The 23226-nt window shown below is 44.5% G+C and carries 21 protein-coding genes and 1 pseudogene; 14 read left to right on the top strand and 8 right to left on the bottom strand.

Features of this window, described 5'->3' with window-relative positions; all coding sequences use genetic code 11:
* Positions 1-9: 9 nt before the first annotated feature.
* From yccS to AB4351_RS11405, 5 genes are all read left to right on the top strand, one after another.
* Positions 10-2193 carry a YccS family putative transporter gene (gene yccS, locus AB4351_RS11425; RefSeq protein ID WP_372083793.1) on the top strand — a complete coding sequence of 728 codons (2184 nt, stop codon included), beginning with the start codon at positions 10-12 and terminating at the stop codon, positions 2191-2193.
* A 332-nt stretch (positions 2194-2525) separates the two neighbouring features.
* A complete protein-coding gene (locus tag AB4351_RS11420) occupies positions 2526-2711 on the top strand; it encodes a hypothetical protein (protein ID WP_372126062.1) in 186 nt (61 codons plus the stop codon).
* Between the two features lie 121 nt (positions 2712-2832).
* Entirely contained in the window at positions 2833-3153 is a 321-nt protein-coding gene (locus tag AB4351_RS11415; protein WP_017060893.1) for a hypothetical protein, read from the top strand.
* A 161-nt stretch (positions 3154-3314) separates the two neighbouring features.
* On the top strand, positions 3315-4577 hold the full coding sequence (locus AB4351_RS11410) for a hydroxymethylglutaryl-CoA reductase (protein ID WP_029235254.1): 1263 nt from the start codon (positions 3315-3317) through the stop codon (positions 4575-4577).
* A gap of 75 nt (positions 4578-4652) precedes the next feature.
* Positions 4653-5564 (top strand): LysR family transcriptional regulator, encoded by a 912-nt coding sequence (locus tag AB4351_RS11405; RefSeq protein WP_017060895.1) that lies wholly within the window; start codon positions 4653-4655, stop codon positions 5562-5564.
* Positions 5565-5639: 75 nt separating this feature from the next.
* Here the strand turns inward: AB4351_RS11405 and AB4351_RS11400 are convergent, their stop codons facing one another.
* The 3 genes from AB4351_RS11400 to AB4351_RS11390 all read right to left on the bottom strand — a co-directional run bounded on the left by AB4351_RS11400 (position 5640) and on the right by AB4351_RS11390 (position 9106).
* A complete protein-coding gene (locus AB4351_RS11400) occupies positions 5640-6554 on the bottom strand; it encodes a YjjW family glycine radical enzyme activase (RefSeq protein WP_372126029.1) in 915 nt (304 codons plus the stop codon).
* Between the two features lie 56 nt (positions 6555-6610).
* A complete protein-coding gene (locus AB4351_RS11395) occupies positions 6611-8176 on the bottom strand; it encodes a YjjI family glycine radical enzyme (protein ID WP_372126026.1) in 1566 nt (521 codons plus the stop codon).
* Between the two features lie 330 nt (positions 8177-8506).
* Positions 8507-9106 carry a class I SAM-dependent methyltransferase gene (locus AB4351_RS11390; protein WP_017064785.1) on the bottom strand — a complete coding sequence of 200 codons (600 nt, stop codon included), beginning with the start codon at positions 9104-9106 and terminating at the stop codon, positions 8507-8509.
* A gap of 161 nt (positions 9107-9267) precedes the next feature.
* Between AB4351_RS11390 and AB4351_RS11385 the strand changes: the two genes are divergently transcribed.
* Positions 9268-10146: a LysR family transcriptional regulator gene (locus AB4351_RS11385; protein WP_016797108.1), complete on the top strand. Its 879-nt coding sequence runs from the start codon at positions 9268-9270 to the stop codon at positions 10144-10146.
* 57 nt (positions 10147-10203) lie between these two features.
* Here the strand turns inward: AB4351_RS11385 and AB4351_RS11380 are convergent, their stop codons facing one another.
* Entirely contained in the window at positions 10204-10554 is a 351-nt protein-coding gene (locus AB4351_RS11380) for a hypothetical protein (protein ID WP_017060899.1), read from the bottom strand.
* A gap of 300 nt (positions 10555-10854) precedes the next feature.
* Between AB4351_RS11380 and AB4351_RS11375 the strand changes: the two genes are divergently transcribed.
* Entirely contained in the window at positions 10855-11751 is an 897-nt protein-coding gene (locus AB4351_RS11375; protein ID WP_017064786.1) for a cation diffusion facilitator family transporter, read from the top strand.
* A gap of 47 nt (positions 11752-11798) precedes the next feature.
* Here the strand turns inward: AB4351_RS11375 and yddG are convergent, their stop codons facing one another.
* Together yddG and yjjG are read right to left on the bottom strand one after the other, a co-directional pair.
* Positions 11799-12731 (bottom strand): aromatic amino acid DMT transporter YddG, encoded by a 933-nt coding sequence (yddG, locus tag AB4351_RS11370; RefSeq protein WP_102319833.1) that lies wholly within the window; start codon positions 12729-12731, stop codon positions 11799-11801.
* Between the two features lie 159 nt (positions 12732-12890).
* Entirely contained in the window at positions 12891-13565 is a 675-nt protein-coding gene (gene yjjG / locus AB4351_RS11365; protein ID WP_065584585.1) for a pyrimidine 5'-nucleotidase, read from the bottom strand.
* 235 nt (positions 13566-13800) lie between these two features.
* Here yjjG and AB4351_RS11360 point away from each other — a divergent pair, with 235 nt between their 5' ends.
* From AB4351_RS11360 to AB4351_RS11350, 3 genes and pseudogenes are all read left to right on the top strand, one after another.
* On the top strand, positions 13801-13977 hold the full coding sequence (locus tag AB4351_RS11360; RefSeq protein WP_165905187.1) for a hypothetical protein: 177 nt from the start codon (positions 13801-13803) through the stop codon (positions 13975-13977).
* Between the two features lie 237 nt (positions 13978-14214).
* Positions 14215-15363, top strand: a complete 1149-nt coding sequence (gene yiaY / locus AB4351_RS11355) for an L-threonine dehydrogenase (protein WP_017066575.1) — start codon at positions 14215-14217, stop codon at positions 15361-15363.
* A gap of 195 nt (positions 15364-15558) precedes the next feature.
* A pseudogene (locus tag AB4351_RS11350) lies at positions 15559-16481 on the top strand (hypothetical protein).
* Between the two features lie 102 nt (positions 16482-16583).
* Here AB4351_RS11350 and AB4351_RS11345 read toward each other — a convergent pair.
* Positions 16584-17018, bottom strand: a complete 435-nt coding sequence (locus AB4351_RS11345) for a YccF domain-containing protein (RefSeq protein ID WP_004730224.1) — start codon at positions 17016-17018, stop codon at positions 16584-16586.
* A gap of 247 nt (positions 17019-17265) precedes the next feature.
* Here AB4351_RS11345 and AB4351_RS11340 point away from each other — a divergent pair, with 247 nt between their 5' ends.
* The gene (locus AB4351_RS11340) at positions 17266-17391 is read left to right on the top strand and encodes a hypothetical protein (RefSeq protein WP_017075772.1); all 126 of its coding nucleotides are present in this window, start codon (positions 17266-17268) and stop codon (positions 17389-17391) included.
* A gap of 136 nt (positions 17392-17527) precedes the next feature.
* Here AB4351_RS11340 and AB4351_RS11335 read toward each other — a convergent pair whose 3' ends face one another.
* Entirely contained in the window at positions 17528-18604 is a 1077-nt protein-coding gene (locus tag AB4351_RS11335) for a low specificity L-threonine aldolase (RefSeq protein WP_372123129.1), read from the bottom strand.
* Positions 18605-18907: 303 nt separating this feature from the next.
* Here AB4351_RS11335 and AB4351_RS11330 point away from each other — a divergent pair, with 303 nt between their 5' ends.
* From AB4351_RS11330 to AB4351_RS11320, 3 genes are all read left to right on the top strand, one after another.
* A complete protein-coding gene (locus tag AB4351_RS11330; RefSeq protein ID WP_046223961.1) occupies positions 18908-19525 on the top strand; it encodes an NAD(P)H-dependent oxidoreductase in 618 nt (205 codons plus the stop codon).
* Positions 19525-21450 (top strand): monovalent cation:proton antiporter-2 (CPA2) family protein, encoded by a 1926-nt coding sequence (locus AB4351_RS11325; RefSeq protein ID WP_048608770.1) that lies wholly within the window; start codon positions 19525-19527, stop codon positions 21448-21450. Before AB4351_RS11330 ends, AB4351_RS11325 begins: the two co-directional genes overlap by 1 nt.
* Before the next feature lie 541 nt (positions 21451-21991).
* Positions 21992-23218, top strand: coding sequence for a DUF819 domain-containing protein (locus AB4351_RS11320; RefSeq protein WP_102397919.1), 1227 nt, complete (start codon positions 21992-21994; stop codon positions 23216-23218).
* Positions 23219-23226 lie beyond the last annotated feature (8 nt).

Raw genomic sequence — 23226 nt, 5'->3', positions numbered from 1 at the left:
TGAGCGACTGTGGACTTTTCAGCCAAATTACGCCTCTATTGGGCGAATAAAACCATAAATTACAGCGTATTAATTCTCATCACTCTGCTCGGCGTGGTGGTGCCTGCTTGGTATTATGGACAAAACACACTGATCACGCCTTTGATCTTAGGCGTTATTGCTGCGGCTCTTGCGGAAAGTGATGACAGCTTTACCGGGCGCTTGAAAGCACTCACGCTGACCTTTATCTGTTTCGCCGTTGCGGCTTTCTCTATTGAGCTTCTCTTCGATACGCCTTGGCTGTTCGCGATAGGGCTTTTTGTTTCAACCTTCTCTTTTATCATTCTCGGGGCAATTGGCCCTAAATACGCGAGTATCGCGTTTGGTTCTCTCTTGGTTGCCATCTATACCATGCTTGGTGCACACGAGAGCACCAACCTTTGGTTTCAACCGCTTCTACTGTTAACTGGCGCCGCTTGGTACTACTTCATGTCGATGATTTGGCAGATAGTGTGGCCAATGCAACCCGTGCAGCAAAACTTAGCCACGGTATTCGATCAAATCGGTAACTACATCGATTCAAAAGCGGAACTCTTCTACCCCGTTTCTGACTTGATTCCCCAGCCACACCGAATCATTGAAGCCAAACTCAACGCGAGTACCGTTAACGCACTCAACATGTGTAAAGCGACGCTGCTTAATCGCTCTAAGCGCGGACACATTGACGGCCCTAGTGACCGATTTCTTAACACCTACTTCATCGCACAAGATATTCATGAACGCGTCAGCTCTAGCCACTATCGCTATCAAGAGCTAGCAAAACACTTTGAGCGCTCTGACGTGTTGTTTAGATTTAAGTATCTACTGGAAGCGCAGGCCACTGCGTGTAAAGAAGTGGCGAGCTCGTTGAAAGTTGGCGCTGAATACCAGCATGGTGACAAGTCTGTATTGGCACTCGATGAGCTGATGTCTTCGCTCAATCATCTGCACCAACAGAATAATCCTAAATGGAAATCACTGCTGAACCAGTTGGATTACTTATTCAATAACCTAGCAACCGTTGAAAAACAGCTCTCGAATATCAGCAACCCAGATGCAGAGAAGATTGAAGAAGGTGTATTGAACGATACCAACCCTCATACTTTGACGGCAATGTGGCACAAGATCAAAGCTAACTTGCACACCGATTCTATGCTATTCCGCCACGCGATTCGCATGGCGATCACTTTGACGCTGGGCTACGGGATTATCCAGGGTTTTGATATCGAACGAGGTTATTGGATTCTACTGACGACACTGTTTGTGTGTCAGCCAAACTACAGTGCAACCCGTCAAAAACTGACGGCGCGTGTCATTGGCACGGTCGCAGGCTTATTGATCGGAGTACCGTTACTGACTTTCTTCCCGTCGCAAGAGAGCCAATTAGTGTTCATTGTGATCAGTGGCGTGATGTTCTTTGCGTTTCGAATCAATAACTACGGGTTTGCGACCGGCTTTATCACACTGCTTGTGCTCTTCTGCTTTAACCAATTAGGTGAAGGCTACGCGGTAGTATTGCCAAGGTTAGCGGATACCTTTATTGGTTGTGCTCTCGCCGTGCTTGCTGTCATTTATGTGTTACCTGATTGGCAGTCGAAGCGACTGCACAAAGTGATGGCGAATGCGCTCGATTCCAATAAGAACTATCTCGCTCAGATCATCGGCCAATACCGTGTCGGTAAGAAAGATAGCCTAAACTATCGTATCGCTCGACGTAGTGCGCATAATAATGATGCAAACCTGACTGCCGCGATCAGTAGCATGTTGGTTGAACCGGGTAAGTACCGCACCTCTGAAGATGAGAGCTTCCGATTCTTAACACTCAATCATGCTCTACTTAGCTATATCTCGGCTCTGGGTGCTCACAGAACGCGTATTGATGATGAAGCGACACACAAACTGGTGCTAGATGCGCACAGAGTAATCCACCAGCATCTCGACGCTCTAAATGATCAACTCTATTCTCATAAAGAGCATTGTGAAGTGAAAAACGCTTATGACCCGGAGCTGGATAAACGTTTGAGTGAATGGCGAGAAGAAGATGAGAATTCTGTCAAAATGGTTCTACAACAGCTCCATTTGATCTATCGAATGCTTCCAGAACTGCATACCTTAGCGACCAAGTTTGCAGTTAAGGTTAAGATCGACAAGTCGTTTGAAACAGAAGCTTCTTGAGCAACAAACAAAATACCGTAAAAACAAAAAGATAACGCCAATTGCTTATCTTTTGATCATCACAAATATTTATACATTGCTTTACCCATACCCCTAATTGGGTAGAGAAATTACTTACCTACCCTTGTGCCACAAGGGTTGAAGGCGTTTTTACATTGTAGGAATTTTCTGACTTTGATTGACCAAGCCTTAACTTTTCCTAACATTTCTCGGACAAAAAACGACCACAGGAATTTATAGTTGTCTTAGTTTCAAGAAACTTCAAACATCATTTAAAATTCACTTAATCTTGTTTGATTTCCTGAATCAGTAGACTATGCTCTAAAGAGCATATTGATTTGAACAAAGGTCACACTATGAATACACAGCAATTTGAAGCATTTAAGCAGCAAATACAGCTTCTTAACCCACAACAATTAAAAGCACTTCAGGGTGAGATCGACGGCAACCTTGAAACAGAGAAGCCTTCTTTGCTTACTGATGAAGAATTAAACGCGCTAAATGACCTGTTCAGTTAATAGACAGACATCACTATTTTAGCTTAAGTTCACATTTTCACCGTAAATTTCATCTGTTCACCATTGCGCTCAAAATATCGTCCGCCTAGACTCATTTCATACGTCAATAAAAGGTTCTGATATGTCGATATCTGGTATTCAATCTGGTTACGCCATTATTCAGCAATCCACCAACATGGCTGAAGAAGCCGCAATCGAGCTCAACCAAGCCTCCAAACACGCTCTAGAATCCGACGACACTTTCGAAGCTAGCGATCTCAGCTTTAATCAAATAGAGCCTGAACAAGCCATTTCCTTTAAAGACAAAGAACCTGAACCTGCTTCATCTTCAACCGATTCCCTGATTAAACTGACACAAAGCGCAAGTTATAACCGCGTTGGTGCAAGTGTGGTTGATCGTCAAAACGAAGCCATCGGTAGCCTTCTCGACATTCATATCTAAATTTCGCTCAAATACAGCCTATATTTCGCGAAACTTCGCTGCTTTTTGCTTCAACAACCACACAAACTGTAACTCATTATATCAGGCGCTTGTTTCTGGTTTATTACTCGGTAGAATCAGCGCAAACCAATTTGCTGCACAAACTTTACTTCATACTATTTATGCCAAAACTAAATCTGCATCGCCGTGACTATGTTTCTATTTTAGGAGGCGACATCTCCGCAGACGAATTAGAAAAAAAGCTTCAGCCTCATTTTGAAAAGCCAGTAAATAAGCTGACACCTAGCCCCTACCTGACAGAAAAGAATCTCACACGTCGCTGGACAGCGCTCGATAATGCAGATTCACAGCAAGAACTGCTCGACCCTCATACACAAAGTCAGTTCCAAGCTTATGAGAAAAACATTGAGCACTTTATTGGCACCGTTAAAGTCCCTGTGGGAATATCTGGCCCTTTAAGAGTCAATGGCCTATTTGCTACGGGCGATTACCTCGTACCACTCGCGACCACAGAAGCTGCGCTTGTCGCGTCTTATAACCGTGGTTCTAAGCTGATTACGGCTTGTGGTGGCGCAAGTGCTATGTTGCTCAATGAAGGCGTAACACGTACTCCTGGCTTTGCATTTCAAGGATTAGTTGAAGCCGGACAGTTTGTGGCTTGGGCTGTGACACAGTATGACCAGTTCAAGATCTTGGCAGAATCAACAACATCACACGGCAAGCTGACCGACATTAATATCAACATCGAAGGTAACCATGTTTACTTGGTGTTCGAATTTCTAACCGGAGACGCTTCTGGTCAGAATATGGTGACCATCGCAACCAATGCCGTGTTTGAGTACATCATCGAAAATACGCCAGTTAAGCCTGACCACGCTTTCCTTGATGGCAACTTGTCAGGCGATAAGAAAGCCAATACCCAAACCTTGCGCAGCGTTCGTGGCAAAAAGGTAACTGCTGAGGTTAATATCCCTGCAGAGCTTGTCGCGAAGTACCTACACACGACACCAGAGAAGATGGTCCAGTTTGGCCAAATGACCACAGTCGGTGGCGCTTTGAGCGGCACTATCGGTATCAACGCCCATTATGCGAATGCACTGGCGGCACTTTACATCGCTTGTGGCCAAGACGCGGCCTGTGTCGCCGAGTCAGCGATTGGTATGACGCGTATGGAACTCAACAAAGAAGGCGGTTTATACGCTAGCGTGACACTGCCTAACCTAATGGTGGGGACTGTCGGCGGTGGTACTGGCTTGCCAAGTCAAAAAGCCTGTTTAGATTTACTTGGGCTGCATGGTAACGGTAAATCACAAGCCCTAGCTGAAGTTTGTGCTGCACTGTGTTTAGCGGGTGAACTATCGATTGTGGGCGCATTTTGCGCAGGCCACTTTTCACGAGCGCACCATAAGCTAGCTCGTAAATAACCTTTATCCAATTTGGCTTGTTCGATTTTGTCGTTCATGCAAAATCACAAGCCAATCTGAATGCGTGAGTCATAAATGGATTACTTACACTTATCTAGGGTGAGCCTTAAGCACCTCACTGCGCTTCATATTATGCTGAACACCCACAGCGTCACTCAGACCTCAGAGCAACTCTGTGTCAGCCCTTCGAGTGTAAGCAAAACCCTGTCTCAGTTGCGTGACATCCTGAATGATGAGCTTTTCTATCGAGATGGTACCAAGCTTATCCCGACTCCCTTTGCTCTGAAGATAGCGCCCACTGTTCACGCAATTCTTTCAAGCATGAATGGACTGCTTCATCAAAAGAGTTTTACCCCTCAAGAGTACCAAGGCAGTTTTTCACTTTCGATGCGTGAAAGTACCTTCGAAGTATTTGCCTCTAAGATAAGTAAAATCACTACTGAACTGGCGCCAAACGCGAAGCTCAACATCTATTCGAAACAACAGCTCGGCTTCGATGCTTTACTCAGTGGCAAGGTCAATTTGATCTTGTTGCCTCATGATATATCTCAGCCGCCGACCGATAACAAAGAGCTGGTTTGGGAAACAATTCTTCCAGATGAAATGGTTTGTTTGATGGGCGCACACCACCCTCTCGCTCAGCAAGAACTGACGGTAGAAGGCTACTTAGATTACAAGCACATTGGGATTTTAGATAACGAACTGTCTCAGCCTTACTTTGAACAAAACTTGGTTCAATGCCACCAACCAAGAGAGATGGCAATATCGGTCGCGGACTTCGGCGCTGCGGCTGTGTTGTGTCACCACACACCTTTCCTGTTCACTTGCTCTAAACAGTGGGCTGAGCATGCTAAACAAGCTCAGGGCTTAGTGAGCAAGCCCTTGCCTTTTGATTACGGTAAGGTGGCGTACAGCTTGGTGTGGAATAAACCCAACATGAATGATCAAGCGATCAAATGGTTGTGTGACCTGTTTTTAGAAGCTTAATATTTTTAGAGACTTAATATCTTTAGAAAGTTAACGTTCTTAGAAGCCTGATTGACCGCCTAAGAAATCTAAAGACTAGGTATAAACCTCAGGAGTTTGCATCGGTCTTTGAACTATGGTGTAGAGCTTATCGTGAAAGCTCTGCATCTGTTTTTCGGTGCATTTCGGCCAATCTAACGCGTCGCCAATGACACCATGATGCTGAAACGCATTCAGCCGAATTCGAATATCACTTGGTAGAGTCTTCAAGTAACGCCCCACTTGTTCAATTTCGTCCTCAAGATCGCTTTTATTTGGGATATGTAGCAACCTAACTTCGTGCAGTTTTCCTTTATCTGCTAAGTAGTTAATGGTTTCAAACACCCTATGATTACCTCTAGCCACTAACCATTGATGTGTTTCCGATTGCCATGATTTTAGGTCAATCATCGCGCCATCAAGATAAGGCAACACCTTGTCCCACCCTTGAAGTGACAGCGAACCATTACTATCAATAAAACACGTGAGATGCGCTAACTGTGGATCACGTTTAATCGCTTGAAACAGCTCTATGATAAACGGCAACTGCATGGTCGCTTCACCGCCAGAAACGGTAATGCCACTCAAGAAAAACTGATTATGCCTGACAAGCTCCAGAACCTCTGAGACCGTCATTGTGGTAATTTTCGGGCTCGACTTATGGTCGCAGATATCGACGCACTGATCGCAGTTGGTACACGCGACCGGATCCCACTTCACCTTACCATCTACAGAGCTTAATGCGCCGCTTGGACACCCACTTATGCAGACTCCGCAATGGTTACAGTGATTAATAGTGTGTGGGTTATGGCAGGTTATACAATCGAAATTGCACCCTTGTAGAAACAGCACTAGGCGATTTCCCGGTCCATCAACACAAGAAAAGGTCAGCACACGGCTGACCTTCGCTTGTTTTTCTGTCTTATTATTTTTAACCCTAGCCATTTGAGTTGTTAGATCAGAAATTTTCATAATTCACATTGTTCGTATTCGAAACGCATCACACACATAACGCACGCACGTTAAAGCTATTCGTATGTCGGCGACATCTCTAAGCTCGCCACGCGTGGTTTACGCTCTAATATGCCCGTGTTCTTCGCAGCTTCAGCACCTAAGAAGGTGGTATTGGTGCGTGAGCCTTGCTCATCGTATCTCGCAATATCAGACAGTTTGATCATGTAACCCGTTACACGAACCAAATCGTTTGATGCAACGTTAGCCGTGAACTCACGGTAACCCGCCTGAATCGCGCCTTTACACAGGTTAAACATCGCTTCAGGATTTGATTTCACTGTTTCGTCGATGGTCAGAATGTCACTGATACCCGAGGTGTAGAACTTATGATGACCCGCGGTAGCACGAACGTAAGATACTGGGTCCGGTTCGGTGCCATAAGGAATACGGACACCCGGAGTCACATCTTCATCTAAACTAATACCGCCTTGAGCGTGCAACAGAGCCTTACCTTCCAGCCCATATTTCACTTCAGAGTTTTCGACGATCTCAGCCAGCTTTTCAGAGATACGGTGACCGAGTTGATTAGCCTGTTCATCGTGACCATAGCGCCCTGCTTGGCCCTCTTTCTCCATCAAGATGTTGACGGCTTCCGCCATGCCATAAATACCAAACATTGGCGCAAAGCGATCTTCTTCGATAAGACCTTCTTTGGTAAGGAAGCCGTCAAAAAAGTTAGACTCTTCATGCAAGAAGCGGCTACGAGCGTTCATCAATTCAACCATGATGCCACTGTAATTCGGCAATACTTGTTGTAAGAAATCAGCACTGTCCTCAGACTTCAACGCCACTTGCTTAAGGTTCATACGCACCAAGGTGTTTGAACCACCCGCTAACGGCAGAGAGTTGTAGCAGCTCACAATACCAAAACGCTTATCGCCGTAAGCCTCGGCATGCGCTGGATAGTTTGCAATATGTGGTTTACTGCATTCACAGATGTTGCTCGCCGCATGACGAAGTAGATCATCAGGTGTCACGGCTGGGTCGTACATAAAGGTTAAGTTTGGCGCGATCTGCTTCAATTCAGCGTCTACACGTAAAATCGTACGGCAGATAATGTTGTCTGTCGGGCCGATATTCACATGCATAAAGGCGTCTGGCAGTGTGCGATCCAACATGATCCAGAACAGCTTAATCTTTTGGTATACCTGCTCTTCTGTTAAGTCGCCCACGAAAGGCATCAACACATCATCCAACTGACCTAGGTAAACCGGAATTGAAGTGACAGACGGAACATGGTGGTAAAGGATGGTAAGCATGTTCAATGCTTCATCGAAGTTGGTTGCCGCGCTAAGCTCTAAATACTCTGAGCCTTGATGTAAGTATTTAGAATAATCTGGAAGTACATAGCGCGGCTTAAATGGGGCGTGCCCTTCAAACATGTCACACAGCACACCTTGTTGTAAGGCTTGCTCTACTTCTTTGCTTACCGGCATATACGGTAAGCTGGCTTCAGCTTCTAAGGCAAGATAGCTCGACTTCTGTTTTGGTGACAGGTTGGCATCTGAAATGATATTGCTAAAGCGTTGTTGTTGCTCTGAAAGTGGTGAAGAAGTAGATGACGCAGATTGGTGGCTCATGATTAAACCCTTAGTGTTGTTATGGGCTTATTTTATATCTCACCGTTATATTTCCACTAATGAAATGTATGCAAGACTACATTTCCAAAATGGAAATAAATAATTTGTAAATTAGCGGTGTTGAGTTTTCTATGAGCGAGATGAGAAACAGAGAAATAGAGAAATAGAGAAACCAGAGTTAGTAGTGAAGAAATGAGAAAGCGCTAATTCGTTCTGTTTAAAACGATAGCGCCAAAAAGAGAAAACCCACATAACTGACGTTAGAGTCGTTAATGTGGGTTTAGTAGTTTAAATGAGCATTCTGAATGCTAGCTCAAGGCATACACACGATTACAGATCTGGAAGCGCTTGTTTACGTCCAACACCCATTAATACCTTTAACTCTCCTTGTGGAGTGTCAATCGAGAACGGTGTAGAGACTTCAACTACTGCAAAGCCCGCTGCACTCAATACATTTTCTGAGCGCTGTTGGCTTACACCGTAGTCTTCACTGTCGCTTTCCAAGTACCAATCCCAGTGTACAAACGTACCGTCGTTTTCAAGCAGCGTGTAAATCAGACTGACTGTGTCTTGTAGGTTCGGGATAAAACCACACACCGAAGAGGCTACCACTAGGTCAAACTGGTTTCTGAATGCTGGATGCTGCGCTGCAAGTCCGCGCGATAAAATATCAACTACCGGTTCAACGTTAGGTAACTCTTTCTTATCTAACTCTTCAATCATCCCTTCAGAGATATCAAGTGCGATGATCTCTTTTGCTAAAGGAGATATTTTCTGGCTGAGTAGTCCTGTACCACAACCAAAATCAAGGACACGGGTTCCGTTTAAATCAACGAGCTGTGTTAACTGGTCAAATACGGATTGTGCGAATACTGCAGTTGCGGGATCTTTATCCCAATCAACGGCGTATTCGTCCCATTGTTTCGCCATCATGGCCTCCATCTTTACTTCTTGTAGGTTCGGAACTTCCCCAGAGTAAACCAAATTAGTCAATTCGTCATAGAGTTATCATGCAAAGATGGACTATTTCTAAGATAGTCAGCACAATATTCAGATAATATGCACCGACCCCCGCTCAATATGGAAATGAAATGAACCTTTCTCAAGTCCAAGCCTTTTGTTCCGTTGCTGATTTAGGATCAGTTTCTGAAGCTGCACGCCAGTTAGAATGCAACCGAACCAAACTCAGCATGTCGATTAAAGCCTTGGAAAAAGAGTTAGATGTCGAGCTGTTCGTCCGCAGCGGAAACCACGTTGAGCTTTCAGAAGCGGGTAAAGCGATTTACAAAGATTGCGAAGGCATGTTGGTGACAGCCGCGCGTATTAAACAAACCTGCTTGCATGTTTCGGGCGAATTCAACGCAGAAATTTGGATAGCACGAGATGACTCCCTACCCGATGAAATGTGGCAGGACTTATCTCACGCCTTAAATAACAAGTACCCTTCTACCTCATTCAACTTCGTTCTCGCATCGAGCGGTGACTTAGCTAACCTAGTTGAAACTCAGCAAGTCGACTTCGCATTTGGTGTCGATTACGAACGCGTCGATGACCCAAGAATTATCTACAACCCGCTTGGTAAGATTCGAATGATGTCTGTATGTAAGAAAGGACATGATTTGAGTGCGATGCGACGAGTGTCTGATGAAGTACTGAGAAATTCGATGCAAGCAACCATGGTTTATCTTAATGAAAAGGATAATCCTGAGCTTGAGCCCTTCTCGCGTCGTTACATTGGCTTCTCTAGCTTCGACTTTATGTTGGATACGATTCTACGTGAAGAAGCATGGGGCGTAATGCCTGAGCCATTGATTCGCCATTTACTGCGTGAACAAGAGCTTGCCGTGATCAAACACACCTACGGTTTAACACAAGAAGACTACTGTATGTTTACCGCGGCTGGCATGGCAGAGCACCCAGGAATGAATTGGTTGGCCGACCAGCTTAGTGATTATTTGTTTGATTTCTAGCTCGCGCTTATTGCTTATCGTCGATAACAAAGGGAAAAACCACAAACAGCACTACTCCTAAAAGACCATCACGTGATCCACTAAATAGCGTCCGTCTTCTTCAACCAATACCATTTCAGCGACAAACTCACCTTTGGCGATGGTGTACGCTTGTTTCCACACAAAGGCGATGGAGTCTGAACGTCTAAATAAAGCAACTTGCTCACGCTCAGCAAAAAAGCCATTACTGTGCTGATAATGGTGACACACCTTTTCTAAATATTCTGGCGTAACAATGTCTTTCATCCTTTGAGTAAAATCTCGACAGTGCTGTTCATGATCAACCTTAGTTGAACCATCCATCAGATTATCCATGATCGGGTTAGCAATCGCCCACAACTCATTATCACTGATATCGTCAAACTTCATATTGATTCACTCCTTGTCCATCGCAGTCGCAGTCGCAGTCGCAGTCAAATCTAGAAGACCAATAAGACCTTAGCGACTAATGTGTTTTATTAATCATAAACGATCCTATTTCAGTTGCACACCATCACCAAAAAACACTCAACGTCAACTTTATTGACACCACACCCTGATCTTAAGTCACTGAATTTTATTGATTTATATGTTCGAATTAAATAAGACATATAAACATCATCAGATAAAGTTTGTAAAGTTAGCTCATTATTAGAACAATGAAGTTATCAAAAACATCTGGAAAATATTATGTGTGACAGGAAAAGCCAAAACGAAAATCGAGTACTATTGTTCTCAGCCCTTTTAGCATCAGGCTTCGCAATTGGCGGATTGGTGTTGGGTCTTCTCGTTGGCTCTCTGGTCATAGTATTTGACGGTGTCTATTCTCTTATCAGCTTACTGTTAACTTTATTGTCACTAGCTGCCTCGAAATACATCAATCGCCCTTCGGACACTGAGTTCCCGTTTGGTCGAGCTATCATCGAGCCGATTGTGATTGCGATTAAAGCCGTTGTGATTCTTCTTGTGGTTGGTTATTCACTTTACTCTGCGATTGGTGCCCTAATGACGGGTGGCCGTGAAGTTGATGCTTCTATCGCAACTCTGTTTGGTATTTTCAACGTACTGGGTTGTGGTTACGCTTGGTGGTACATCGCGAATAAGAGTAAACGTATTTCTTCAGGTCTGATTCAGGCTGAGTCTAAACAGTGGCAAATGGATACGCTACTGAGTGTAGCGGTAACCGCGGGTTTCGTAGCGGCTTGGTTAATTACTTTTTCTCCGCTTGCAGAATACGCAGTGTATGCCGACCCAATGATGATGTTGCTAATGTCTTTCTACTTCATCAAAGTGCCTTTCGACATGTTACGTGAGGCGATGCGCGAACTGCTTATGATGTCGGCAAACAAAGATATTTGTGATGCGGTAGATAAGAACGTTGTCGCGGTAGACAAAGAAGCGGAGCAAGATTTGGAGCTGATGGGTGTGACTAAGGTTGGTCCAGAATTACGAATCAATGTTGATATTCATACCAACGACCAACAAGCGATTGCGGTCGATGATATTGAACGTACGCGCCGCCAACTTAAGCGACGCTTATCGAAGATGCCTTATGAGCTTCAATTGAATCTCAATATCGCGAGTTAAGAGTCGAGAGTTAAGAACCAAGAGCTAACCAATCAATCTCTCGCTGACTAAGACTCTGATTGAACCTTTTTAGAAGCCGACGCCGTAACCGTCGGCTTTTTGTCTCTGGTTACCCACCAGCAAGCTAAAGAGCCAATCGTTACCATACAAACGCCCTGCCAAAACGTCATGCTCAATGACAAACCCAAAATAATAGAAGACAGTAAGGTCGCAAAAATAGGCGTGAAATACGACATGGTCGCCAAGAAGACCATATTGCCGCCAAGTATCGCTGTATTCCAAAGCGCGTAACCTGCGCCCATACACACGCCTGCCAACACTAAGTCAATCGCAGCACTGGTTGTCATCACCATGCCGGTTTCGTTACTCAATGCGTATTTGATCCACAAGGTGATTGCCGTTGCGATAAAGAACAACACAATCGCATTCTGCCCTTTCGCCACTTTCTGAGTGTAATTACAGTAAACCGCCCAAATAATCGCGCCGAAAAACGCCATTGAATAAGTTTTTGGGTTAGTAGCAACATTGGCAGCGATTTGTTCAACAGAAAGCCCCTGATCGCCGCTGATGCTCCAAGCGACGCCAAAGAAGGCCAAGAAGATACTTGGGTAAACCAACCAGTTAATTTTCTTGTCGCTCAGCAGCACCGCAAATAACACCGTCAGTGCTGGCCATAAGTAGTTGATGACAGCCATTTCCAAGGCTTGATGTCTATTGTTTGCCATTCCCAACGCCAAAGCCAAGAAGATCTCATAACAAACGAACAAGGCGCCGCCAATCAGCAAGTAAGACTTAGAAAAGCGTGACAGCTTTGGTAGACCCATAACACAGATCAACAACAGCGCACTCACCGTGTAAAGGCTGGCCGCACCACCGATTGGGCCCAGTTGTTCAGATACGCTTCGAGACAGCGCGATTAAGCAGCTCCAAAGTAGAATGGCAGCAATGCCGTAGCAGCTATGGCGATGAGATTTAAACACACCTCTTCCTTTTCTTTATTGTCATTGGGTAATCAAAGCGAGCTTAAAGCAAAGATAGACTTAAGCACCACTATCGATAACTTACAGTAGGTAAAAATAAGTAGCCGAGCACATAACTGCACTCGGCTATCAATCATTCACTCAAAAATCTAAAAGCAATTATGCCAATAACAGAGCTTGCAGGTCAGCTAAAGACTTAACTTGATAATGAGGGTTAATACCTGCTGGTGCTGCTTTCTCTTGGCTGTTCAACCAACACGTCTCAATACCAAAATCCAAGCCGCCTAAAATATCTGAATGCGGGTTATCTCCGACCATCAATACGCGTTGTTTTGCTGGTAAGCCAACAAGCTTGTGTGCATGTTCAAAGATTTCAGCGTCTGGTTTCGCGACACCGACTTCTTCAGAGATGATCACATGGTCAAAGTAATCTGTCATGCCTGTGCGTTCTAAACGTATAGATTGCAGCTCGGTAAACCCATTCGTGATGATACCCATGTTCACTTTGCCTTTTAAAGACTCCATCAACTCTTTTGCACCAGGAAGCAGCGAACAGATGTCTGCCATTGCGGTCAAAAATGCACTGTTTAGTTCTGCTGTTGTTGTCTCTAGCTTTGTTGCCCAGCTTTCAAAACGCGCGTGCTTCAGTTGAGCTGCCGTAATGCGCCCATCTTGGTAATCTACCCAAAGTGGTAAATTCACCTCTTGGTAAACCGAATAATCCTGTTCACTAAAGTCCACACCAAAACGGGAGAACATCAGCTTCATTCCTTGAAAAGCATCAAAGTGGAACAAGGTTTCATCCGCATCAAAGAATATCCAATCGTACTTCATTTTCTGTCCTGTTATTCGCGCTGTTGAGCAATGCTGTGTCTGTTTTTATCGTAGTTTTGCTTAATTTTTCTTTTCGCCTTGTAGGCTGGCAATCGCTTTACTCGTAAATCTGTGAGCCTGTATATAAATCTAATAATTTATATAAAACAAGCCACAAGTCATGATGTATCGCAAATTTTGCCACATATTAAACCCATACCATACAAGAAATACACATTAGGTACCGGGAGGTATTATGAAGCACTTTTTACCGTCATCTGTCATGCTCACCCCTTTTCTTGTCAAATACTATGATGAGGAACCAGAAGACACCCCTAACACTGAAGAGTCACAAGCTCCTCAAATTGAATGCAGTGATAACTCAGAGAAAAGCTCAATCCTGGCTGAAATTGAACCGACTTTCAGTGAATAAGCTTATTTTTCATTGTTATAGAGCGCAATTCTGTTTCTGATCGAGTCAATTTATCACTATCCACTACTGACAAAGAACACACCAGAAAACCATAAAAACGATTGCTATATGAGCCCTATCACAACGACTAACCAGAAAGTGTTAGTTCGAAATCAAAGTTGTTCCAGATCAATGGTCGACCACTTGAATGCCGACAACATGTAGGAAATTAAAAATCATAATTAACGGAGTTTTCCAATGTCTACTGCATTTTACATCCCTACAATCAACTTCATGGGCACTGGCTGTTTGAAAGATGCTGCTGATAGCATCCAGTCTCAAGGCTTTAAAAAAGGTCTGATCGTTACAGATAAGATCCTGAATCAAATTGGTGTAGTTAAGCAGGTACAAGACCTTCTTAGCCAGCGCGGCGTAGACGCAGTTGTATTCGATGGCACTCAACCAAACCCAACCATCACTAACGTGAACGATGGTCTAGAATTGCTGACTGACAACGATTGTGATTTTGTTGTTTCTCTAGGTGGTGGTTCTCCACACGACTGCGCAAAAGGTATCGCATTAGTTGCTTCTAACGGCGGCAAGATTGCTGATTACGAAGGCGTAGACCAGTCTGAAAAGCCAATGATGCCATTGATCGCTATCAACACCACGGCTGGTACGGCATCTGAGATGACTCGTTTCTGCATCATTACTGACGAAGCTCGTCACATTAAGATGGCTATCGTTGATAAGCACACAACACCGCTTATCTCAGTAAACGATCCTGAGTTGATGCTTGCTAAACCTGCATCATTAACTGCTGCAACTGGTATGGATGCGTTAACGCACGCAATCGAAGCTTACGTTTCAATCGCAGCAACGCCAATTACCGACGCTGTAGCAATCAAAGCAATCGAGCTTGTGCAAGCACACCTAAGAACAGCGGTTACGCACGGCGAAGACATTGAAGCTCGTGAGCAAATGGCTTACGCACAGTTCATGGCGGGTATGGCGTTCAACAACGCGTCACTAGGTTATGTTCATGCGATGGCGCATCAGCTAGGCGGCTTCTACGATCTTCCACACGGTGTGTGTAATGCTATCTTGCTACCACACGTTCAACGCTACAACGCGCAAGTTTGTCCTGAGCGTCTACGTGATGTTGCAAAAGCAATGGGCGTTAACGTTGAAGGTATGTCACCAGAGCAAGGTGCAGAAGCTGCGATCGAAGCAATTGTTCAACTAGCAAATGACGTGAACATCCCAACAGGTATCGCGCAACTTGGTGCGAAGCTAGAAGATATCCCTACTCTGTCTGACAACGCACTGAAAGACGCATGTGGTTTTACTAATCCTAAACAAGCGACCCACGAAGAAATCTCTGCGATTTTCGAAGCGGCAATGTAATCTGCCATTAAGTCACTTATAAACTTATCGACAAACGGGCTCACCTACTGAGCCCGTTTTCTTTACCTGCCATATGTTATTCAAGTCTCTGTTTTGAATAGCCACTGATTAAGATAAATCTCTTTAAAAGTCGCATTGTCATAACTGCTTAGTTATAGTCAAACTATTGATACATAGAATGACAAACAGGTTCCATTGAGTCGTAGGATAGCTAGCACCTCATTATTGGCGTCAATCATTTCATACTCAGTTCAGGCAGAGGAACAAAATGAGTGCCACAGCCAACCGTTAGAAGACACGCGCGTCGAAAAAGCTTACCACTACCTAAACAGCAAGTTTTGTCAGCCCGCAATATGGTTCGATAACTTCTTTGTGGATGACCGTATTACCGAGGACGCCAGAGCCGGAACCTCTGTACGTTGGTATAATGATTTCATCTATTCTGAGGGCGGTGACGTGGATTATTCCACCAAGCTCAACGCACGCCTGCATTTACCCTTTGTCAGCAAAAGGCTTAAGCTAATCTACGAGTCTGTTGGCGATGAAGAATTCTTAGACTTCTTCCCACAAGATTCTGAAGAGTTAGAAAATGCACTTGGCCTTCGTTATGACGCCTATGCCAAGGGTTACAGTAGTTTCAATATCAAAGCGACATTACGCCCAAGAATAGAGGCTCGCTATCGTTTACCTACCCGCTCACCACAGATGCAGTATTCCGGCTAACCCAACGTGTGTATCAAGAGAAGAAAGAGACGGGAGAGATCACTGATATCGATTTTGACCTCTCTTTGAGTGACGATTTCTTAGCGCGTTGGTCTAACTTTGCTGGCTATAACGATGACCTCAAAGGCTGGGAGTATGGTACGGGCATTACCTTGTACCATTACCTTTCTCAAGACCAAGCTCTGTAATACAGCGCCACGATAACCGCGACCAGCGAACCGTATAACCACAACGAATATTCGCAAGTGTCGGTAACGTATAGAGAAAATGTATGGAAGGAATGGCTGTTTTACGAGGTCACCCCGCGTTACCAGTGGGAACGAGAGCCTTACGAGAAACACACGGAAGAAGCCAACATCACCCTTAGGCTTGAAGTCTTGTTCAACAATGTCTAGTGAGTGTTTGTGAGATTGGGGCATCGTTAGATAGAAAACGAGGCACAAAAAAGCACATCATGCGATGTGCTTTTTCAGTTCAATCAGGCTGAAAGTGTAATCTCAACCTTTGTAATTTCTTACTCGCGCCGCTTCTGCTTCACGTTTGTCGACAACGGTTTTACCGATTGGCGCCAATGAGATAACCGCGAGCTTAAGGTGCTGAATCGCAAACGGAATACCTATAATAGTAATGAAACACGCCACAGCTGACATGATGTGACCAATCGCAAGCCAGATCCCCGCAAATAAGAACCAAATAACGTTACCAATCACACCTAGCGGGCTCGTGCCGATGTCCATTTCATTGGTTAGCTCGTCACGCGAAATCGCTTCCTGACCAAATGGGAAGAATGAGAAGTTACCCATAACGAAACACGCTCTACCCCATGGAATACCAACGATGGTTAGGAATGCGAGCAGTCCGAAGAACCACCAAGCTAGTCCCATAAATACGCCACCGAACAGAAACCAAATGATGTTTCCTATTGTTTTCATTCTGTATTCTCCAAATCTTTAAATGCTGTTTATTTGATATGCCGAGTAAGGCAATGCTTGTTCTAATAGGTTCATTATTGTTGAACCTTTATGAACCGTTTATGAATCACTTACATTTTATGTGATTGATTCACGCCACGATTCTCTAAATCCACTTAGGGCTAAACCCATTTATTTGATACCATGCACTTAGATTTTTAGTACCAAAAAGCTAAACAGACTCAACAACGAATTTAAGGCCGAATTTATGAATAACACTGAGCAACCTAAAAAGAAAATCAAAAACTGGGTGCCAATCGTCTTCTTCGGACTTCTCAGCACGGTTCCAGTGTTCATGTTCTTAGTTGATGTGTACATCAACCAGTATATGTAACAGAGCCTGTCATCCTAGCTGCATAAATGGATACCGGACCGATTTCTTGTATCCATTTCCATTAGCTCCGCTCTTCTGCAGTCCGTTCTTCTGTAATCAACTCAACTCTTCCGCAATCAAATTAACCCTTAGTTAATCAAATCAGCTCTTCGTTAATAAAATCAAGAATGTCGATCAGCTCATGATCAGGCAGATTCAGTAAGTTATCCCCTACATACCATTCAATCTTACATTGGTTTGGCAGTTCGCTGATCGCTGGGTTTCCTATCCAAACCTTGTGTTTCTTCGCTATGTTATCCCTCACAATAATGCCGTCTTCGTAGCTCACAGGTAAATAGAGGTGAAGCATGTTGACCTGCGGTTGCTGCGGGTTAACCGTAAACTGAGGGTAATCTTGTAGGATTTGATAAACCTGTTTGGTGCGTTCGTATAAAGCAGGCATCAGTTCTAATCGCTCATCAAACTGCATTGCTGCTGAAACCACATAAGGCGTTCGGTGATAAACATTACCACCTTGGCGCTTCATCCACGCCGATGCTTTCGCGACAAAGGCTTTATCACCCAGTAATAACGAACCACCCAGCCCATTGAGACCTTTGTACAGCGAAACATAAGCACTATCGAAGCCCTGAGCAATCTCGCTGTATGGCTTTTTATAATACGCGCCACATTCCCACAAACGTGCACCGTCCATATGAAGGTGAATCGATTGTTCTTTGCAGTATTGCTTGATCGCTTCAAGCTCATCCCATTCTGGCAATTGGCCGCCAATTTCACGCATCGGTAATTCATACAGAGCGGCTGCAATCTCATCAGGCCATGCCTTTAAGTCATCAACATTCCAAGTGCGAAATACATTGCCGACCGGAAGCACGTTGAAACGATTTTGGAGCTGATACCCTTGGCGTTCATGGCGAATGATATGACTCGACTCATGCATCGCTACTACCGGGTTTCTTTTCTCTTGGCACGCAATTTCTAATGCTGTGGGTTGATTCATGGTGCCGGTAATAACAAATACGGCGGCTTCATAACCAAGCAGCTCTGCGACCTTGTTTTCAAAGCTCTCGATAAACTCGCCATCACCGTAGCTATCATGGCTCACATTGTGTGTTTCACACCATTCAGCCATCTGAGCGAATGTTTGTGCTGGTGTCGGTTCTAGATGACCAGAAAGCAACAAATCACATTGTTGACGCAAGTCCATGCTCATAGTTTTTTCCTTTATTCATTATCGTTCTATGTAGGGTTATTGGATTATTTACGTTACCCACCAACGGTGACATAAAATGCCCACATTCGCTTTTACTATTCGTGAATAATTAGTTTTACTCAGTCATCGGCTACTTGTGCCTGAAAGACACAAAATGACTGGTGTCTTATATAATTAAACGCAGAAAGCACACGTATCTAAACAAAGAAGTATGGGCTAATTCGTTGTTGTTCAACCATTCTTCTATTATTGTATAACTATAATTCCAATAAATATTATTCGTTAATGGACAAAGAGGGCTATATGTCGAAAAATCGAGTCTTGGTGCTATTCGCCCACCCTTCTCAACATCGTTCTGAAGCAAACAAACCCTTATTTGAACAAGCCAAACGCGTTGACGGTGTTACCTGTGTCGATCTCTATGCCGAGTATCCGACATTTAAAATCAACATCGACCGTGAACAGAAACGCCTGTTAGACCATGACATCATCATTTTTCAGTTTCCTTTGTATTGGTACTCAACACCGGCAATTCTTAAAGAGTGGCAAGACCTTGTTCTTGAATACGGCTTCGCCTACGGCGCCGATGGCAATGAACTACAGGGTAAGAACTTATTATGTAGCATTACTGCAGGTGGTAAAAAAGATGCCTACCAAAGTGATGGTTACAACCATTTCACTATTCGAGAGCTGCTTCACCCAATCGAACAAACTGCTTCTCTGTGTGGGATGAACTATCTCGCGCCCTTTGCGTTATTTGGCTCGCGTACCGCGTTGGAAGAAAACCGCATTCAAGAGCATGTCGATAGCTATAAAGTGCTGTTAGAGGCGTTGGTTGCCGGCAAGATCAATATTAAGAAAGCCAGCAAAGCAGAAAAACTCAACCACTACGTAGAAGAACTAATGGCAGAGGTTAAATAATGACGGGATATTTTCTACAAGCGTTTATCTACTTAGTCGCAGCAGTTATTGCCGTGCCTATTGCCAAAAGACTTGGTCTTGGTTCTGTATTAGGTTACCTCATTGCTGGTGTTGTGATTGGCCCAATCATCGGCTTAGTGGGTGAAGAGACCACAACCATCCAACACTTTGCCGAGTTCGGCGTGGTTATGATGCTGTTCTTGGTCGGCCTTGAACTTGAGCCTAAGATGCTTTGGGCAATGAGAAACCGACTGATGGGGCTGGGTGGCCTGCAAGTTGGTGGCACTACCGCGATTGTAATGGGTATCGCCCTTTTCTTCGGACAACCTTGGACCATTGCGCTGACTATCGGTTTGATCTTCGCACTGTCATCTACCGCGATTGTACTCCAAACCTTTAACGAAAAAGGGCTATCCAAAACAGAAGGCGGCAAGAACGCTTTTTCAGTCCTACTGTTCCAAGATATTGCCGTCATCCCTATGTTGGCGTTCATTCCTCTATTAGCGTTGCCAGAATTAATTGAAGCTGCACAAAGCGCGGTCGCTTCGGCCTCTGATCATCATGAAGAGTTAAGTCTTGTTGCTGGCCTACCCGGTTGGGCTTATGGCCTTGTGATCACAGCATCTATTGCGATTGTTGTGGTCGGCGGACACTTCTTGAGTCGTCCACTGTTCCGCTTCGTGGCAAGCTCAGGCCTGCGTGAAATCTTTACTGCAACCGCACTGATGTTGGTGATTGGTATTGCTGCACTGATGAGCCTAGTCGGCCTATCACCGGCTTTGGGTACCTTCCTTGCGGGTGTGGTTTTAGCGAACAGTGAATTCCGCCACGAGCTTGAGTCTAATATTGACCCGTTTAAAGGGCTGCTACTTGGCTTGTTCTTCATTACCGTTGGTGCTGGCATCAACTTTGATGTTCTATTCAACGACTTTGGTTTGATCATTGGCCTCACTCTTGGCGTTATGCTTCTTAAAGCCTTGGTGCTATTTACGTTGGCATTGATCTTCAAAATCAAAAACAGTGACCGTTGGCTGTTTACACTGAGCTTGGCGCAAGCCGGTGAGTTTGGTTTTGTACTACTAAGCTTCTCAGCTCAAAACCACGTATTACCTGCTGACATCGTTCAAACATTGTCGCTGGTTGTGGCACTTTCAATGTTCCTAACACCAGGGCTGTTCATTCTATTTGATAAAGTGATTCTTCCTCGTTACGAACAAAAATCTAACGACCGCGAAGAAGATACCATCGAAGAGAAAGGTACCGTTATCATTGCGGGCATTGGTCGATTCGGTCAAATCGTTAACCGCTTGCTGGTGTCGAACGATGTCAATACGGTGGTTCTGGATCACCAAGCGAACCAAGTAGACTTGCTGCGCTCTATCAATATCAAATCTTACTTTGGTGATGCGACTCGTCACGACTTATTGCATACCGCCGGAATCGAAGAAGCCGCGATGCTAGTAGTGGCAATCGACAACCAAGACTCAAGCGTTGAATTAGTGAAATACGTTAAACACACCTACCCTAAAGTGAAAATCTTAGCCCGCGCATTCGACCGTGGTCATAGTTATCGCCTAAGAGAAGCGGGGGCAGACTTTGTTGAATCAGAGACCTACCATTCTGCTCTTGAAATGGGCGCTGAAGCCTTGCGTTCTTTGGGTCATCACCCATTCTTCGTCGAGCAGCAAAAATCGACTTATCAACGTGTTGAGAGCCGTAAGTCTGAAAAGCTTTACCAAGCTTGGTCTGAAGCGGAAGAGAACCCACGCTACGACAACAACTACCGACAAATCTTCATTCACCTTGAAGAAGCAATGAAAGAAGATATGAAAAAAGACCGTTCAGACAAACACTCTCGTTCTGAACGTGGTTGGACACCGCCACCGAAAGGCTATGCAGATGGCTTTGAGGAAGAAGAGTCCTAAGCAGAACTCTAAATAACGGCGCTAGATAACCATACTAGGCAACCATCAAAAGCGGCTATTTAGGCCGCTTTTTCTTTCATTGACTCCCTACAAAACGTCAAATGAGCATAAGTATCAGGTGCTAGAACTCGTAATCCGAAAGATTTATGTGATCTAGCTAAAATTTTTAATTTCTGACCACATGGCAAAAGTGAATTCACTTTTTACATTATTGAAACATTCCAACCTCGCATAAACCACACCGTAAACATGGCTATATATGCACTCATTTAAGTCATTCAATCATCGCCCCAATTCATAGCGACCACCCTCTAAGGCTTGAGTTACATTGCATATATCTAAATACGCCGCACAAGCTCCAACTTAACCATTCACCATGCAAATAAGTAGCGTACTGTATTCACAAATTTAACCCGTTAAAATTAACATAAACATTTCAAAGCATGTCTATCGTTACAATTTGTAACGAATAGCGGTTATCGGTATAGTCCTGCAATTCAAAAAGTGAGACCTTTGCGCTCACCTTAAAGGAGATATAATAATGATTACTAATGATGCTGTAATAATGGGCATGTTAGCTGTTATTCTTGGCGGTGTTTTTATCACGGAAAGTAGCCAAAATAGCGCACTGAAAAAATTCTACTCGTTCGTTCCGGGTCTATTGCTCTGTTACTTTGTTCCTTCTCTACTGAACAGTTTAGGCATCATCGACGCATCAAACTCTAAGTTATACTTCGTTGCAAGTCGCTACCTATTACCAAGCGCACTCGTTCTACTGATCATCTCAGCAGACCTACGTAAAATCTTTGGCCTTGGTTCAAAAGCCGTCATCATGTTCCTAACCGGTACTGTCGGCATTATCATCGGTGGCCCGCTGGCTATCTTGATCATCGACCAAATCAACCCTGACCTCGTATCTGGCGACGTATGGCGCGGCCTTACAACCGTTGCTGGTTCTTGGATTGGCGGCGGTGCAAACCAAGCAGCAATGAAAGAAGTGTTCGAGGTTGATGACCAACTCTTCTCTGCAATGATTACGGTTGATGTTATCTGTGCAAACATTTGGATGGCCGTGTTACTTATCATGGCAGGTCGTCAGAAGAAGATTGATGCATGGTTAAAAGCGGATACCTCATCTATTGAAGAGCTAAAAGAAACCGTTTCTAAATACCAAGAAGAGAACGCTCGCCCAACAACCACAACCGATCTCATGAAGATCACGGGGATTGCGTTCGGTCTTACCGGCCTAGCTCACTTTTTCAGTGACATGATTGCACCGTGGATCTCAACCAACGCTCCAGAACTTGCGAAATACAGCCTAACATCTGGTTTCTTCTGGTTAATCGTAATGGTGACAACGTTCGCGCTCATCGCTTCATGCTTCAAATCAACACGCAGTCTTGAGCACAGTGGCGCATCAAAAGTAGGTTCAGCGTTCATCTACATCCTAGTTGCAACGATTGGTATGCAAATGGATGTGACGGCTATCTTAGACAACCCAGGTTACTTCTTCATTGGTATCACATGGCTAACTATCCATGCCATTCTAATGATTGTGATGGCGAAGCTTATCCGTGCACCATTGTTCTTTATGGCTGTCGGTAGCCAAGCTAACGTTGGCGGCGCAGCATCGGCTCCTATCGTAGCAGCAGCATTCCACCCAGCATTGGCTCCAGTAGGTATTCTAATGGCTGTACTTGGTTACGCACTCGGTACATACGGCGCTTACATCTGTGGCCTAATCATGCAGGCTGCTGCATTGGGTTAACAACTCAT

This window comes from Vibrio sp. 10N.261.51.F11 (assembly GCF_041471665.1).
GTDB classification, from domain to species: domain Bacteria; phylum Pseudomonadota; class Gammaproteobacteria; order Enterobacterales; family Vibrionaceae; genus Vibrio; species Vibrio crassostreae_C.
This window is presented reverse-complemented; position numbering and strand designations above follow the sequence as displayed.

What these genes read in the sequence shown, in the direction of transcription:
- yiaY (WP_017066575.1), top strand. Translation starts at nt 14,215, where the DNA reads ATGTCTACTGCATTTTACATCCCTACAATCAACTTCATGGGCACTGGC.
- AB4351_RS11335 (WP_372123129.1), bottom strand. Translation starts at nt 18,604, where the DNA reads ATGAGCATGGACTTGCGTCAACAATGTGATTTGTTGCTTTCTGGTCAT.
- AB4351_RS11385 (WP_016797108.1), top strand. Translation starts at nt 9,268, where the DNA reads ATGAACCTTTCTCAAGTCCAAGCCTTTTGTTCCGTTGCTGATTTAGGA.
- AB4351_RS11330 (WP_046223961.1), top strand. Translation starts at nt 18,908, where the DNA reads ATGTCGAAAAATCGAGTCTTGGTGCTATTCGCCCACCCTTCTCAACAT.
- AB4351_RS11415 (WP_017060893.1), top strand. Translation starts at nt 2,833, where the DNA reads ATGTCGATATCTGGTATTCAATCTGGTTACGCCATTATTCAGCAATCC.
- AB4351_RS11345 (WP_004730224.1), bottom strand. Translation starts at nt 17,018, where the DNA reads ATGAAAACAATAGGAAACATCATTTGGTTTCTGTTCGGTGGCGTATTT.
- AB4351_RS11395 (WP_372126026.1), bottom strand. Translation starts at nt 8,176, where the DNA reads ATGAGCCACCAATCTGCGTCATCTACTTCTTCACCACTTTCAGAGCAA.
- AB4351_RS11320 (WP_102397919.1), top strand. Translation starts at nt 21,992, where the DNA reads ATGATTACTAATGATGCTGTAATAATGGGCATGTTAGCTGTTATTCTT.
- AB4351_RS11325 (WP_048608770.1), top strand. Translation starts at nt 19,525, where the DNA reads ATGACGGGATATTTTCTACAAGCGTTTATCTACTTAGTCGCAGCAGTT.
- AB4351_RS11410 (WP_029235254.1), top strand. Translation starts at nt 3,315, where the DNA reads ATGCCAAAACTAAATCTGCATCGCCGTGACTATGTTTCTATTTTAGGA.
- AB4351_RS11400 (WP_372126029.1), bottom strand. Translation starts at nt 6,554, where the DNA reads ATGAAAATTTCTGATCTAACAACTCAAATGGCTAGGGTTAAAAATAAT.
- AB4351_RS11405 (WP_017060895.1), top strand. Translation starts at nt 4,653, where the DNA reads ATGGATTACTTACACTTATCTAGGGTGAGCCTTAAGCACCTCACTGCG.
- AB4351_RS11380 (WP_017060899.1), bottom strand. Translation starts at nt 10,554, where the DNA reads ATGAAGTTTGACGATATCAGTGATAATGAGTTGTGGGCGATTGCTAAC.
- yjjG (WP_065584585.1), bottom strand. Translation starts at nt 13,565, where the DNA reads ATGAAGTACGATTGGATATTCTTTGATGCGGATGAAACCTTGTTCCAC.
- AB4351_RS11390 (WP_017064785.1), bottom strand. Translation starts at nt 9,106, where the DNA reads ATGGCGAAACAATGGGACGAATACGCCGTTGATTGGGATAAAGATCCC.
- AB4351_RS11360 (WP_165905187.1), top strand. Translation starts at nt 13,801, where the DNA reads ATGAAGCACTTTTTACCGTCATCTGTCATGCTCACCCCTTTTCTTGTC.
- AB4351_RS11375 (WP_017064786.1), top strand. Translation starts at nt 10,855, where the DNA reads ATGTGTGACAGGAAAAGCCAAAACGAAAATCGAGTACTATTGTTCTCA.
- AB4351_RS11340 (WP_017075772.1), top strand. Translation starts at nt 17,266, where the DNA reads ATGAATAACACTGAGCAACCTAAAAAGAAAATCAAAAACTGGGTGCCA.